The sequence below is a fragment of the Caballeronia mineralivorans PML1(12) genome (assembly GCF_001028175.1).
GTDB lineage: Bacteria > Pseudomonadota > Gammaproteobacteria > Burkholderiales > Burkholderiaceae > Caballeronia > Caballeronia mineralivorans.
The window spans coordinates 1-15,085 of sequence record NZ_AEJF01000145.1 but is presented as its reverse complement, the minus strand read 5'-3'; the positions used below and the strand labels follow the sequence as shown (position 1 = coordinate 15,085).

Here is a 15,085-nt window from a genome sequence, read left to right as displayed (position 1 = left end):
GGCTCGCGCGGCGGAGCCGAAGCCGGTGCCGCGGCAGGAACCGGAGCCGGAGCCGGGGCCTTTTGAGCAGGTGCGTCAGGCGTTTGAGCCGGCTGGGCGGGCTTCGCGTTAAGGGCGGCTCCACGACCTTCCATGTTTCCCATCAGATAGACGTCCGCTTCGCTCGGCGTCTTGAAGTTGTCGGTCGGCAGCGCATAGTTCGACACCGTTGGTAGCGGCTTGACCAGATGCGGCGTGATGATGAACACGAGCTCGGTCAGGTCCTGCTGGAACGACGTGCTTCTGAACAGCGCACCGAGCACCGGCACTTCGCCGACACCCGGCAGCGCTTTCAGCGTGCCGCTGGCGTTGCTCTTGATCAGGCCGCCGATTGCGAAGCTCTCGCCGTCGTTCATCTGGACCGTGGTCGATGCGCGGCGCGTCGTGATCAGCGGCAGGATCGTGAGATTGTTGGTATTGGTCGCTCCCACCGTGACACCCGTCGAGGAAAGTTCCGATACTTCGGGCGCGACCTTCAGATTGATGCGCCCTCCTGCGAGCACGGTCGGCGTGAACTTCAGGCCGACACCGAATTCCTCTTCTTGCAGAATGATCGTCGCGACGCCGTTGAGGTTGCTTTGAGGAATCGGAATGAAGACCTTGCCACCGGCGAGGAAGGTCGCCTCCTGGCCGCTCAACGTGACAAGATTCGGTTCCGCGAGAATCTTCACGAGGTTGTCCCCGTGTTGTGCATCGATTGCTATGTTGAACGGCCGGTTGTTCGCCTTGTTGACATCGATGAGGCTCGATACGCCAGCGAGCAGGCTGCTGATGAGTGAACCGCTCCACGAGCCGAAGCCACCCTGGATGTTCAGCGCCGCGCCCATCTGGTTGAGCAAGGTTTTCGAGACTTCGGCGACCTTGACCTCCAGCATCACTTGTTGCGGTGAATCGACGCTCATCATGTTCAATACGCTTGCGATCTTGCCGTTGCTATTGCCGTTGCCATTACCATTGCCACTGCTGGGCGCTGCGCTGCGCGCGTAGGCCTTGGCGATCTCCTGTGCCTGTCCCGCCGCCTGCGCACTGGATACGCGCCCAGCCAGCACCAGGTCGCCGGCGACAGTCGCGACACGGATGTTCGGTTCGTCGGGCATCAGCTGGGACAACGATGTCTGCAGGCCGCCGGAGTCGGCATTCACTACGACATTGATCACTTCGCATGCGCCGCTCCTGCCTTGCACGATCATGTTCGTGGATCCAACAGCAAGACCTACGACGTAGAGCGTTTGCGGCGACACCATGGTCGCCTGTGCGACCTGCGGATTGCCGAGCGTGCGATTGCGCACCGGCTCGGCGGTGTGCATCAGCGTCGACTTGCCGACCGGCACGATCACCGTGCTTTCTTCGGGCTGCGTGCGGGTGCAGGCCGGGCCGCGCACGACGGCGCCCTGCATCGCCCCGGCTGGCTGGGCCGGAGCCGAACTCATGCTGATGGTCATTTGCAGCGGGCCATGGCCTTGCGGCAGCGGCACCATGCCGGCTTTGCCGGATATGCCGTTCTCGACCGCTTCCTGTGCGAGCACGCCCTGGGCGCCCAGTAGCGACGCGCATACCGTCGTGGTCGCCAGTACGGTGCGCAGTGCGCTGCGGCTCGTCGTCTTTATTTGATTCGGTTTCATTTGGTTATCTCCCCGTTGCTCGCTGCGAGTGAACTGACGCGTTTGCTGGACGCTGCCGTAGCGGACGTCCTGCGGCGCGGCAATCTCCCCGGATCGCATGGTTGCGTAGCATTTTTAAAAGCATTCCTGACTGCCCTGCGTGCCCGACAGCACGCCGATACAGTCGCGTCTGGCGGTTGGGCGGGCGGTGTATTTCACGCGTGCCGGGGCTACCGGGATTACGGGTGCCGGAATTGCGGCGGCGGGCTTCCCGAGCAGCGTGATCTTGGTCGCGCCGCCAGTGGGCAGCGCGCGATTGTCGACCTGGTTGCGCAGCACCAGCGACAAACTGCCGACGCTGCGCGCCAGGTCGAGCTTTTCCGCCTGCTCTGGCGTGACTTCGAGCGTCACCGCATTCACGACCTTGGGTTGCGTGTCATCCCGGTTCACCTGCTGGGCTACCGCCAGCACGAGGATCTTTTCGAGGACGATCTTCGAGATGCTTTGCTGTGAGTCGCCCTTGACCTCTGGCTCCTGCGTGTTGACGATCACATCGACATAGTTACCCGGCAACGCGAAGCCTGCGACACCGACCACGTCGTTCACGCGCACCGTGATCGCCCGCTTGCCTTCGCCAATTACCGCCGACAGCCCGCCCTTCGTGCCCTGTGGCGCGAGCTTGGACTCGACCACAAGCTCGCCGCGTTCGAGGCTCGTGCGTACGACACGGCCTTCCAGCGCCTTCGTGTCCTTGAATGTGCCCGGCGGAATGCTCCCGGTGGGCCAGTTCACCATGCGAACCAGGTTCGGACTCAGCGGCTGGCCAAGGCTCACATCGGCAGCGGCCACGGCCACCGGCGTGACGGCCGACGACGACGTTTGCAACAGCCACCGTGACGCGAATCCCACGGCAGCGACCCCAGCCAGCAGGGCCATACCCAGCATCACAACAGCGCGGCTAGTTTTCATGGTGATACTCCTTCTTGAGTTCGTGAGTTCTTGTGGACGTCTGGGTCAAGACCCGGCGTACTGTCTGCTCGTCCGCTGGGCGGCGGGTGGATGTGCGTGCTCGTATTCGGGGCCAGTGCCGAAGTAGCTGCGCCACGCGTGCGCCAGTCCGTGCACGGTGACGACGGGCGAGTCGCCGCGATAGAGCGCGAACGCACGAAGCACGGCTAGCAGGTCATCGGGATAGCAGGCTAGGAACGGTGTTCCGGTCCGCACATGCAGTTCGTGAAGCAGGTAATCGGATACGCCAGCGTCCGCTTCGAGTTGCAGCGCCGCGCATCTTTCGTCGAACACGCGGCGGTAGTCTTCAATGCAGAGCGGACCTACATGGAGCTTTGAGCCAAGCCTGCGCAGGAACGCGTCGTCGTTGAGTTCGGCGGGCGCGAGGTTGCTCGAGAACACGGGCCATACATCGAATGGGGCGATGAAGCGGGCGCCGGACTGAAGTGCGAACTGATCGACGCCGCGATCGAGCGGGGTGATCCAGCGGTTCAGCAGATCGGCTGGCGCGACGCGCTGACGGCCCAGGTCGTCGACAACATACAGGCCCATATTGGCCTTCATATGCGGCGGTGCCTGGTAGAGACCGTTGTTCGGGTTGTATTGAAGATCAAGCATCGCCAGTGTCAGATCGCCGCCGGAAATGACCACCGGGCGCTTGCACACGCGCCAGCGCCGGTCCGTCATATCGGGCAGGTCGTCAGAGCGCGCGTCGTGATGGACGAACGGGTCATGGAGCTGGACGACTTCCCCGCCAACATGAATGGCGTAAGGGACCGGCACGGCGCCCTGCAGCAGTTTGCCGAGGCGTTCGGCAAGGTAGGTCTTGCCGCTGCCTGCCGGACCGTAGAGCATCAGCGGCCGTCCGGCGTTCAGCGCAGCCACCGCTGAATCGAGCAAAGACGCGTCGACGACGATGCCGGCAAATGCCGCATGCACATCGTGCTGCGTGACGCGAATCCGCCTTACCGAATAGGCGCGAACCACATCCAGATAGCTCTCGATGGAGACCGGCGCCGGCCCGCAATAGGCACAGCGCACCGCTTCGGCAGCGGCGAGCGTGCGCCCGGCGTCGGTCAGGCGAAGATGGACTTCGAGGTCCGTTGCACCGCGGTACGCGATCTCGATCAGGTGCTCGTGCACGAGAAAGCCTATCGTCTCGTCGAGCACAGGGGCAGTCAGGCAGTGCCGTCCGATCAGGTCGCCGAGAGACGATTTGCCGTTGAGCAACATCGACTTGAGGAGCAGTTGCACTATGAACATGGGGGGCAGCCCTGTGTCCGCGAGACAGCGAGGTGCGCGTAGCAGGACTGCGGGCGGGTGTGCGTAGCGGGCGCCCGCTGCAGGGGTCTCATGGAAGCACCTGATGCTCGCGGCATGACCTGTCTCTGTGTCGTGATCGTCCATTTGTTGCTTCCCCGGGTGCGGACCCGTCGAGTCCGGCGCCGCACAGTATGTGATTCGGATAGCCGGATCGTCGTCCGGCTTACTTTCGGTTCTCAGCTATGCCGCTGCCGCCAGCAGCACGAATACGGTTCCTGCCGCAATCGCCACGCCGTATGGCACAGACCCCACCGACTCGATCGAATCGGCTCGGGCGCCGCGCGCAACGATGCTGCTGCCGCGCCATGCGGGACGGATGAGGGTGAAAACATTGACGAACAACCTGGTCAGCTGACCGCGTCGCGCTGTCACCGCCAGCATCCACACGCCGCCTATTACAGACGTCGCGAGGGCGACGTAAAAAACCAGCAGCGGCCCGGTCCATGCGCCGATCATCGCGAGCAGCTTGACGTCGCCTGCGGCCATACCGCGCAGTAAATAAAACGGCAGGAACAGTCCCAATCCGACTACAGCTCCGGCCAGCCACGCCGCGGCGCCTGCCGGGATTCCGCGCAGCCAGCACTGCACGAACAACGCGCCGGTCAAACCAGTCGCGACCAGGATGTTCGGGATACGCCGGCACTGGCTGTCAGTGCTTGCGGCAGCGATCACCAGTGCAATGACGCACGGTATGACCGGTGGTGGTGGTGCATACACGGTAATGAACATGACAAGGCCTCGTCGATATGGGCATCGGACACGGAAAGCGGTGTTGCGAGGACGAATCGACAGCGCGGTTCGTCCGTCGCACCCTCTCTCAGGATTACGTCAGATACCCGGCGATCACGTTGAACTTCGCCTCGAGGTTTGTGCCGATGGCCGTCACCCCCACGATGATTGCCACTGCGATCAGTGTGGCGATCAGGCCATACTCGATGGCAGTCACGCCGCCTTCATCGCGAATAAATGCCCTGGTTCTGTTGATGATCGATTGCACGATTGATTCCCCTTTAAATAGGACAAGGTCTCACCTGTATGAGAATAGGACTACGAAAGGCAATGGTGCAGCGGACGAATCGATGAGCGCGGCTCGTCCGTCGCGACCTCTCTCAGGATTACACCAGTTTCCCTGCGATGTAATTGAACTTCGCCTCGAGGTTTGTGCCGACGGCCGTCACTCCCACGATGATTGCCACTGCAATCAGTGTGGCGATCAAGCCATACTCGATGGCGGTCACGCCGTCTTCGTCGCGAAAAAATGCCTTGGTGCTGTTAATGATCGATTGCATGATTGATTCTCCTTTTGGATTACTAAATTAAAAGACATCGAACAACTGCGGTTTGTTACAACGTGCTGCGGGTGCTACAGGAAATATGACCCGTCGGCTGTGTGAGCGAACGGTCGGACAGTCTCGGGCGGCTCGGTGGCGGTCATGTCTCGGGGCAGTCTCGTGGTACTCACCGGTTATGCTCCGGGTCCACCAGCGACAATCGCGTCCGATTGAGATATGGGGCGTCGGCAAGCGGGATGCGACGCGTGTGGTGCATCGCGACCCCGTCCGATAAAAAATTAAGGACTCCATGTTTTATTTCTCCCCCGCCTGCTTCTCTCGCTGTCGACTTGTTCTTCTCGCCGTTCCCTGAGCGCCGGAGCGCGTGGTACGTGTCGAAGAAGAACCCCCGATGACATTGATGTCGAGTGCGACGCAGCCAAAACTCTCCGTTGCCGCTTTGCACTCGCCGCCATGTCGTCGACTATGTGAGGGGGTCATTGCAAGGAGCGGGCCAGCTGGCCCAAACATGAAGGATCAAGCGGTTTCGTCCAATTGCTCCGTTTCCGAAGAAGTTGGCCGGTCGCATATCGGTTGCGATGCTGGTACATCTCGTCGCATATCTTCGCAGGCTGGCGAACCGGGCGGATCCGCCATGCGCATTGGATACGGCAAGCAACCGGAGATTTGACGTGGATAGCGTCAAGGATGGATTTCCTGGAATTTCACTGCTTCTCTCAAGCCAGCGGGTAAAGAAACGTCTCATTGTTGAAACATGGCTCCTCGCGAATGTTCCGAATCCGATCGAACTAAGGGTCTTCACGAATGATTTGAAGGTCCATCCTGTCGCACGGTCTTAAGGAGCGGATACGTGTGCGATGGATCGTTCTTCCGCCTGATTGCTCCGGGGTATGGCATCGCACACCTCTGTTATGCGCCGCACATCCATTCACAGCTCCCGGGGAAAGTACTGATATATCGGCAGACGAATCAAGCAGATAACCTGTATTGACTCTCTGTGGAACGTGCAGTGACGGCCGCAGCTAATCGCATCAACATAAGACATCAACATAAGAATGTCGTTGTGTACCTGCCATTCAGGCGCAACGACGTAAAAACGGGGGAAATATCGTGCCGCAATCACTTGGACGTTTTCAAACGGACTCCTGCGGGACTGCCGATTCAGCGCAGTGCGCCATGCGACCCCAGCCGGACACCCAGCGCCGTCTGATCTGCGTTGCCCGCGCACCGAATGATCTGCTCCTGGCTCATGTGCGCGCAGCTGGCTGGGAAGTCACCGTTGCGAGGACGGCTCCCGGCGCGGAGGCCGCGGCAAAGGAAGCTCGCGTTGCCGCGGGTCTCATCGATTTCGACGGCTTCACGCCCCGCGACTTTACGGCCTTCAGGGCATGCCTGAACCACCCGACCATCGGCTGGGTCGCCATCACGGCCGCCGGCCAATCGGCAAGCCATGCGGTGCGCGATCTGATCCGGAATTATTGTTTTGATTACGTCACCATGCCGTTGTCCTATGAATCGATCTCCCATGTGCTAGGGCACGCTCGCGGGATGGCGGCGTTGAATTATGTCGATACCCCAGCCGAAACTGCCGCCACAGGCAACCATGAGATGGTTGGCACCTGCGATGCGATGCAATGCCTTTTCAGCACCATCCGCAAGGTCGCGAACACGAACGCCAGCGTGTTCATCTGCGGCGAGTCGGGTACCGGCAAGGAGCTCACTGCCCTTGCTATCCACGAGCACTCGCCGCGCCGCAAGGCGCCGTTCGTTGCGATCAATTGCGGTGCGATTCCGCAGCACCTGCTGCAGTCGGAACTGTTCGGCTACGAACGCGGCGCGTTCACGGGCGCGGACCAGCGCAAAATCGGGCGCATCGAAGCAGCGAACGGCGGCACCCTCTTTCTCGATGAAATCGGCGACATGCCGCTCGAAGCGCAGGTAAGCCTGTTGCGTTTCCTGCAGGAGGGCAAGATCGAACGGCTAGGCGGCCACGAATCGCTCCGTGTCGACGTCCGCGTGATTTCGGCGACCCACGTCGACCTCGAAGCAGCAATCTGCGCCGGACGTTTCCGTGCCGACCTGTTCCACCGCCTGTGCGTGCTGCGCGTCGACGAGCCGCCGCTGCGCGCGCGCGGCAAGGACATCGAAATTCTCGCGCATCACATCCTGCACAAGTTCAAGAAGGACAGCACGCACACGATTCGCGGCTTCACGACGTCGGCGATCCAAGCGATGAACGACTACTCCTGGCCCGGCAATGTCCGCGAGCTGATCAATCGAGTGCGCCGCGCGATCGTGATGACCGAAGGCAGGCTGCTCTCGCCCGAGGATCTCGATCTCGAATCCTTCGTCCGCGTGGAGGTGACATCGCTTGACCATATGCGCGACATGGCGGAGCGGAGCGCGATCGAAACCGCATTGCTGCACCACGATCACCGGATCGGCCGGGCGGCGGCGGAGCTCCGCATCTCGCGCGTCACTCTGTATCGGCTGATGGTTGCACACGGAATGCGCGACCCGGCGGACAAGCCTCTTCACGATGAAGATGGCGACGATGCGGCTAAGGGGCTGGTGGCAGTGTCTGGAGACGGTCAGGGTTGATGCCGGGGTGGGGCTGGGGTGGGGCTGGGTTGCACGGGGTTTTCGGGGGTAGTGGTCGGGGTCAATGCCGGGTTGCTGCTGCTCAGGTTAGCGGTCGGTTTAAGTTAGCTGATTTCTTTACCACTATTAGCCACTGTGCGTGGCGGCACGTCATTTCTGCAAACGCAAAGAAACGAAGCAAAGAAAGCGCTTTCAAACAATCGGCTAGTTAGTGTCCCTAGCGTGCAGGCTAGAAGTTTCTGGCACCTGATAGCACGGTGCTCGCCAGACTGAAGGATGTTTGAAGCCCGACCTCTCCGAACACAGATACTCACACGCTTCGCCACCAGTGACTGAACCTGCCACAGGGACACCCCGCGCTATCCGCGTACAACCCCCTCAAGAAATAACCTCGCAGTCCACGTAGCCAACCCACCACGAAATGAGGCAACCAGCACACGTCAGGCCGTTATGGTTCGTGGGTCATCGTGCTAGCCCGAGAGCGTTGGGGGCGAAGCGTGTTCGTGTCAGGATTCGCGAGAAGGAGGGGTTCAAACATCCTTCAGTCTTGCGAGCACCGTGCTATCAGGTGCCAAAAACTTCTAGCCTGCACGCTAGGGACACTAACTCGCCGATGGTTGGAAAGCGTTTCTTTGCTTCGTTTCTTTGCGCGTTTGCAAAAATGACGCGTCGCCACGCGCAGTGGCTAATAGCGATAAATAGAATAACTAACTTAAACCGACCGCAAGCCTGAGCAGTAGCAACCCGGCATAGACCCAGCCTAACGAGCGCGAGCGAAAACCCCCGCCCAACTTAATCCACCGCCCGCAGCTTCGCCACTTCCGCATCGGACGGCTGGACACTTGCGCCATCGATGTATCGATAGTTCGTCATGATGCCCTTGCCGTCCTTCAGCGCGGTCGTGCCGACATACGCGCCCATCGTCGATTGCAGATCGCGGACGCCCCTGCTTCAAGAGTCGGCGTCCGTGCCGGGTCAACCCAATCGACCGGCTTGGTTGACCAAAGTATGAACCAGACATCACCTGGCTATGTCACCAGACTGCGAAGTGCCGCTCCGACTCGAGCCGTAACCGGATGTGTCAGTTGTAGATAACTTTTGCGCCGCGCGAAACTCCGCCGCCTGGATTTCGCCGTACGGGTAATCCGCCCAGTCGAGCGGGCTGTACCCGGCCCTCTCGGCCTGGATGAGGTCGGCGCGAACCTGCGCGCGCGTAAGAGTAACGGACTGCTGGGCCGGTTGCGCGAACGAAGCAAGCGGCGCGGCAAGAACAAGGACGACAGCGGCAGCTTTAATCAGCGATTCCATGGTGACCCACCTCTCCGAGCATTGCTTTTCAGGACCACACGTAGACGTGTGCGGATTTGGATCATATTTTAACATATTGCAATATTAGGGAAAATACTAGATTGCTAATTTTCAGCTGTCCGCGTTGGAAGAAAATGTGGGTTCTTGCTGGGGAGATTCGGGACGACGACCGGCCAATACGACGACGCATCCATCCCGCTGCATCGACTACATAATTGAAGTCATGCGCGAATGCAGTGTCGTCGGATGATTCAAAGAGCCGGCCATCTTGGGCATTCTTCCATCCGACGCGCGCCGCAATCATTGGCCAAGGGTTCTGTATAGAAGTCAGCAAGCCGTGCCAGTCGGTATGCTTTTACCGGAAGCATCCGACGGCGCAGCTAGTTTCGAAGCCAATTCATTGTTGGTTGAACAGTTGGGGGTGGGTAGACGCACCATGAGCCATCGCTATGTCGAAAGAAGACAAGCGCAAAAGTTCCAGCCGAACGAGTTACTTCGACTCTTACAACTCGCCATGGCATTGTCCTCGAACGATCTGGTCGGGTGACTCGAAAATTCTCGTCGCTTCCAAACCAGTCATTTACAAGGACCCGAAGGGATTTGCACTGACCGCTCATACGCATCTCCGTGCTCCACGGCCGAACTGACAAATCGAGACGGCCGCACCAACAAATTGGTTCGTGTGGTAACACAACACGACCAGCCCCCTAACTGCCCGCATCGCCAATCCTTAGGCATCCTTTATAGCATCAAAATACTCGGTAAGACTCGCTTGCCTGTTTCCCGGTCATCAGGCCATTTCGTTGCGATTCCGCGGCGTATTGAACCTGCTGGACCTGCTCCTCATTCAGGGAAGTCGAGGCGGTGTCAATATCATCGTGTCCTTGGTCGTTGCCGTCCATTGAAGTTAAAGGGGGACGGCTTAACCAAAGCGTTAACCCTTTTCGTGACACCTTCTTGCACGCCGTTTTGCGCCCCCCCCTTTCTCTCGCCCTGCGACGCGCGAGCCTTTCAGTCAGTGCAAAGCTTCGCGCCTGGCGAGCGGCTTGAACAGACGACTCCATGCAACGCTGACGAGGATCGTCGCGCATCCACCCATACGACCGAGCCAATGACGCCAAACGCCGTGGCAGTCACCCCAGATTCGAATTCCCCCAGTTGATTACTGGCACCAATGAAGAGCGTGTTCACGGCAGCGACCCGTCCGCGCATGCGATCCGGCGTTTCCAGTTGAACAAGTGTCTGCCGCACTACCACGCTGATAGTGTCAGCACCGCCCGAGATCGCCAGCAGCAACAGTGATAAGGGAAACGATCGTGAAAGCCCGAAGGCAACAATACACATTCCATAGACGGCGACAGCAATCAGCAGTTTCTTGCCGACTCCGCTGCCGATGGCGCCCCGGGAGAGCATGAGGCCAACGCAAAGCGCGCCCACAGCCGGAGCGGAGCGCAGCAAGCCCAGTCCTTGCGGGCCTACATGCAAAATCTCTTTCGCGTAGACAGGCAGCAGCGCAGTGGCGCCGCCGAACAAGACAGCGAACAGGTCGAGAGAGATGCCGCCTAGCAACGGAGGGTTGCTCCAGACGAAGCGCAAGCCAGCAAGAATTGTCTCGGCCGTGATGGGTTCGCGTGGCGGCGGAACGTAGTCATACTGTATAAGCGCGTACATCACAGCGCTCACGCAGAACAGCGCGGCGCAGGTCAAATAGAGGGCGTTGATGCCGATCTCGAACAGCAAACCGCCCAATGCCGGTCCGGCAATCACGCATACCTGCTGTACCACCGTGCTGAGCGCCATCGACCGCGCCAGCAGTGTCTGCGGAACGAGCATCGGTAGTAGCGCCTGCTGCCCTGACATCTGAAACGGCCGGATCGCGCCGAGAATAAGCGAGAGTCCCAGCAGCAGGTCGCGGGTCACGATGTGCGTCATGGTGGATACGGCAAGCAGCGTGGCCGTGACTGCCTGGGCCGCGAGGCAGACTGCAACGATCTGGCCTCGATGCATGCGATCAGCGCAATGGCCGGCGACAAACATCGTGGCGAGCCCGGGAATGAACTGGAACAGGCCGACGAGTCCGAGATACCAGGCGCTAGACGTCAGCTCATACATATGCCAGCTGATCGCCAGCATTAGCATCTGCTGGGCAGTGATGGAACCGGCTCGAGCTATCAGGAAGCGCGTCATTGCCGAATGCTGCAGCAAGGCTGCCACGCCCTCGCGCGCCTCAAGCGCCGGCGACGACGACGACGTATCGTGGACGCGCGTCATGCCGGAGTCCATTCTTTCGACAGCGCGTGGAACATCGAGCAATATTCGATCAGTTGCGACACGCCAATGTCCTTGCCATTCAGATCGCGCGGCGACAACTGCCCGCCTTCCGCGTTGTAGACGTGCAGGTGAATATCAAAAATTCTCGTTAGCATAAAATCAACGGCGCAGGCGGAGTGGGTTGATGTGCCCATCATCGTCACGTGCTCACTTGCCGTCCATTGAATTAAAACGCGAATGCGTTAACCGTCCGGTTAGAAGGGGCATGCAGATCGACGCGAAGGAACGGCCCGCTTAGGACACTTACGAATCAGTGTGGTATCGACCGGTCTTTTGAGCTCAGCGTGTTGGCGCTCAGCAAGGTTTCTGCCGCCATGTCTGCGCTCTGCTGCTCTCCGTGTCCGCTCTCATTGACTTTCGGCGCCCATTTCCACTGCAGCAACACCCAAGTACTGGTAGCCCCAAGCAGCAGAAACACGAAGATCGCGAGCATGGGCAGCGTATAGCTGCCCCCCCACATGGAGCAACCATCCCGACAGGCTGGCTGAAACGCCGCCTGCGAGGCTGGTCGCCACTTGCTGCAAACCGGTATTCAGCCCCACCGCTTGTTTGGGAATTAGCGTGAGCTTGACCAGGGCAAGATTGTTTGCCGTGACCAGACCCAGCAGGGAAAGAGAAACGACATTCCAGAATATGGCCATTTGCGGCGTGCGCGCGTAAGCGCCAAGGAGAACTGTCGTGCCACCGATGAAACCGGCCACGATGAACGATTTGCGTACCGCCACGGCATCGTGGCCACGCGCGATTAGCCGGTCCGCTACCCATCCGGCGAACGCCGCCACAATCGCGATGCCAGCGAAGCTAAAGAAGGTGTAAAGCCCGGATTGCTCCAGAGAAAGGCCGCGTTGTTCGACGAGATACGCCGGCATCCACGTCATGCAGTAGAACGCGAAATAGCTGTAGCAAAAATTGGTAATCAAACCGCCCCACACCACTGGACTCGCCAGAAGCTTGGTAAGCGGCACCGAGGCCGCCCGCCGCTTGGCCGCCGCCAGTTCGGCCTTGGACGGAAAATCGTTGTTGAGCATCAGCAGCCACGGCATCAGCCAGATCAGCCCAGCCAGGCCGGTGACAACGAACATTGCTTTCCACGAACTGATCGCGATCAGCCACGCAGCGATCGGCGCGCCAAGCGCCGGCCCCATCTTCCCTCCGACGGAGTAGATCCCGAGAGCAGTGCCCTTCCGGGTTTCATCGAAGTTGTTGGCGAGATATCGATAGGTGGCGGGGACCACCACGGCTTCAGCGGCGCCAATCAACAGGCGCACGAGGATCAGGGCGGAAAGCGTCGTGACGATGCCGGTTGCAGCTGCCGCCAGACACCAAAGCAGGAAGCAGATCGAGTAAGGCCATTTCACGCCATAGCGATCGACCAGCCAGCCCATGGGCATCTGAAGCAGGCCGTAGGACCAGAACATCGCGGAGCCGAGCCAGCCGCGCTCGACGTGTGTCAGCGCATACTCGCGCACGAAATGATGGTCGGCGAGAGCAGCGGACATGCTCGTGCGGTCCACGAAGGAGATCATCAGCCCGAGCGCAAGCAGCACCAGAATGACCCAGCGATTCTCGGGCCTCGCCTCTTGCCGTCGCGTTGTCTCTGTCACTCCGTCTCCAATGGCTTCTCTGTTCTACTCGATGCACGCTTTTCTGCAGAGCTCTTGACGCGGTAACCAAACGTGGCCGGGCTTGGCACCAACCGCCGCCGCGAGGTACATCCGGCCAGCGCGGATGCTCCCGACGGTCACTTATCACTCACCCAAGGCTGCCGGTCACATCGTCGAACAGCTCATCGACGGACAGGCGGCGCGGAATGATCTTCTGATCGAGCGCCCAGTCGATCGCTAGTTGCAGCCCCTTTCGGTTCGCTTCCAGCCCGATCGGCGGGAACACGGCCGGCACCCCTTCGGCGAGCGACCGGCTTTCCACGATCATTCGATAAAGCTCACGAACGACGTCAGGACGCTGCTTCGACACATTCTCGTGCACCACAAACATGTGGTTAATCGGGACTACCCCGGTGCGTGCAAACCAGTCCTTCGCGGCTGCATGAGCGTCGGGTACCAACGTGCGCACGCGTTCGTCCTTCGGCATGTCTTCGCCGAGCAACGCTGCAGCAAGTTCACCGTCGAGCATCATCTGCGGAATCGACGAGCCCGCCGGCAGGCGTTGGCAATTTTGAGGATCGCTGTACTCGGCAAGGTGCCCGTCGCCCAGCGTCATCCACGTCACCTTGTCGAGGTCGACAGCGTATTCGTGGCGCAGGACGCCGCGAATCCACAGCGCGGTCGTCTGCGTGTAAGTCCGCACGCCGACCTTTTTGCCCTCGATATCTTTTGGATCGAGGTGCCCGAAATCGATGTTGTAACCGGCGCAATGGTGCTGGAAGCGCCCTGAAATCGGCGTCGGCAGCAAAACGTATGGCTTGCCGTAGGCCTTGGCCTGCAGGAACGTGACGATTGCGAGCTCGCCGGCGTCGAACTTGTTCTCGCGCACCATGGCCTTGAAGCCGTTGTGCGCCGGCGTCGGTCCGCAGTAGTCGAGCGTCACGAGGTCCGACTTCACCCGCCCGTCCCGCATCGCCTTCGTCACCGCGTATTCGGCCAGATTGGTGCGCAGCGCCGGCGCCCCGGTCAGCGTCGTTGTCATAGATACTCCTTTTGCCTGGATCTTCTGGGTCGAACTACAGCCGGACCTCGATGAGGCAGGGACCCGGCTCGCGCACCGAGTCCAGCATCGCCTTGTGGAAGCTCTCTGCCGTGTCCACCGCTGCCGCCGGCACGCCCATGCTCTTGGCCATGGCCAGCCAGTCGATGCGCGGCTTGTCGATGTCGATCATGGACAGTGCGCGTTCGCCGGGCGTGCCCGCGCCCATATTGGCGTACTCGGCCTTGAGAATCGCGTAGCTGTTATTTGCGAAGATGATTGTCGTTACATTCAGGCCTTCGCGCGCCTGGGTCCATAGCGACTGGATCGTGTACATCGCGCTGCCGTCGCCGACCATGCAGAACACCCGTCGATCGGGACAGGCCAGCGCCGCGCCGGTGGCCACGGGCGTGGCGTAACCGATGGAGCCGCCCATATTGTTGATGAGGTCGTGCGGCAGCGCGCCCATGGTCAGGCTCATGGACTCGCGGCCCGTCGTCAGCGATTCGTCCACGACGATGCAGTGTTCGGGCAAGGCCGCGGCCAGCGCGTGGGCAATGCTCGTGGGGTTGAGCGCACCGGTCGGCACCGGCGTCTCGATGCGCTGCTGCACGCGCGGTGTGGCGCCGTCGGCGCCGAGCGCCTGCAGCAGCATGTCGAAGGCGAGTTCGCTGTCCTCGTCAGCCTCAACGAGTGCATGTACCAGTGTGCCCTCGACCTTGAGCAGACTCGGCTTGTCCGGATAGGCGAAGAAGGCCACGGGCTCCCTGGTCTCGACCGTGACGATGTGCCTGAAGCCGTTGAGGAAAGCCGTGGCCTGCGCGACCGCATAGGGAATGCGCGCCATCGGCACGCGGCCTGCGCCGCGCTCGATGCGTGCAGAGAAGAACTGCGAGCCCAGCTGCGCGCCGGTGGCAGCGGCCACGCGGCCGGCCTTTT

12 protein-coding genes and 2 pseudogenes are annotated in these 15,085 nt (G+C 60.6%); 1 reads left to right on the top strand and 13 read right to left on the bottom strand.

The genetic code is table 11. The features are described 5' to 3' along the window. The 6 genes from EOS_RS24990 to EOS_RS24965 all read right to left on the bottom strand — a co-directional run. On the bottom strand, positions 1–1,661 hold a 1,661-nt coding region (locus EOS_RS24990), incomplete at its 3' end, for a type II and III secretion system protein family protein (protein WP_047849413.1). 114 nt (positions 1,662–1,775) lie between these two features. Beyond that, the gene (cpaB, locus tag EOS_RS24985) at positions 1,776–2,609 is read right to left on the bottom strand and encodes a Flp pilus assembly protein CpaB (RefSeq protein WP_047849412.1); all 834 of its coding nucleotides are present in this window, start codon (positions 2,607–2,609) and stop codon (positions 1,776–1,778) included. A gap of 45 nt (positions 2,610–2,654) precedes the next feature. Beyond that, positions 2,655–4,055 (bottom strand): P-loop NTPase family protein, encoded by a 1,401-nt coding sequence (locus EOS_RS24980; RefSeq protein WP_047849411.1) that lies wholly within the window; start codon positions 4,053–4,055, stop codon positions 2,655–2,657. Positions 4,056–4,151: 96 nt separating this feature from the next. Continuing rightward, positions 4,152–4,700, bottom strand: a complete 549-nt coding sequence (locus EOS_RS24975; protein ID WP_047849410.1) for an A24 family peptidase — start codon at positions 4,698–4,700, stop codon at positions 4,152–4,154. A gap of 94 nt (positions 4,701–4,794) precedes the next feature. Continuing rightward, complete coding sequence (locus EOS_RS24970) at positions 4,795–4,968, bottom strand: Flp family type IVb pilin (protein ID WP_047849409.1); 174 nt, start codon at positions 4,966–4,968, stop codon at positions 4,795–4,797. Positions 4,969–5,086: 118 nt separating this feature from the next. Further along, positions 5,087–5,260, bottom strand: coding sequence for a Flp family type IVb pilin (locus EOS_RS24965; protein WP_047849408.1), 174 nt, complete (start codon positions 5,258–5,260; stop codon positions 5,087–5,089). Between the two features lie 1,179 nt (positions 5,261–6,439). Between EOS_RS24965 and EOS_RS24960 the strand changes: the two genes are divergently transcribed. Further along, positions 6,440–7,864, top strand: coding sequence for a sigma-54 dependent transcriptional regulator (locus tag EOS_RS24960; RefSeq protein ID WP_047849407.1), 1,425 nt, complete (start codon positions 6,440–6,442; stop codon positions 7,862–7,864). A gap of 792 nt (positions 7,865–8,656) precedes the next feature. On the opposite strand, the pseudogene EOS_RS46420 reads toward EOS_RS24960, so the two are convergent. From EOS_RS46420 to EOS_RS24930, 7 genes and pseudogenes are all read right to left on the bottom strand, one after another. Continuing rightward, a pseudogene (locus EOS_RS46420) lies at positions 8,657–8,803 on the bottom strand (ABC transporter substrate-binding protein); the annotation flags it as partial. An 81-nt stretch (positions 8,804–8,884) separates the two neighbouring features. Then, entirely contained in the window at positions 8,885–9,172 is a 288-nt protein-coding gene (locus EOS_RS24955) for a DUF4148 domain-containing protein (protein WP_047849406.1), read from the bottom strand. Between the two features lie 1,015 nt (positions 9,173–10,187). After that, positions 10,188–11,359: pseudogene (locus tag EOS_RS24950) on the bottom strand (MFS transporter). An 80-nt stretch (positions 11,360–11,439) separates the two neighbouring features. After that, positions 11,440–11,640 (bottom strand): hypothetical protein, encoded by a 201-nt coding sequence (locus tag EOS_RS24945; RefSeq protein ID WP_152693173.1) that lies wholly within the window; start codon positions 11,638–11,640, stop codon positions 11,440–11,442. 210 nt (positions 11,641–11,850) lie between these two features. Then, the gene (locus EOS_RS24940; protein ID WP_235442958.1) at positions 11,851–13,107 is read right to left on the bottom strand and encodes an MFS transporter; all 1,257 of its coding nucleotides are present in this window, start codon (positions 13,105–13,107) and stop codon (positions 11,851–11,853) included. A 148-nt stretch (positions 13,108–13,255) separates the two neighbouring features. Next, positions 13,256–14,149: a type 2 periplasmic-binding domain-containing protein gene (locus EOS_RS24935; protein ID WP_047849404.1), complete on the bottom strand. Its 894-nt coding sequence runs from the start codon at positions 14,147–14,149 to the stop codon at positions 13,256–13,258. A gap of 34 nt (positions 14,150–14,183) precedes the next feature. Next, positions 14,184–15,085 (bottom strand): acetolactate synthase large subunit (locus EOS_RS24930; protein WP_047849403.1); only part of this gene is annotated, 902 nt, incomplete at its 5' end.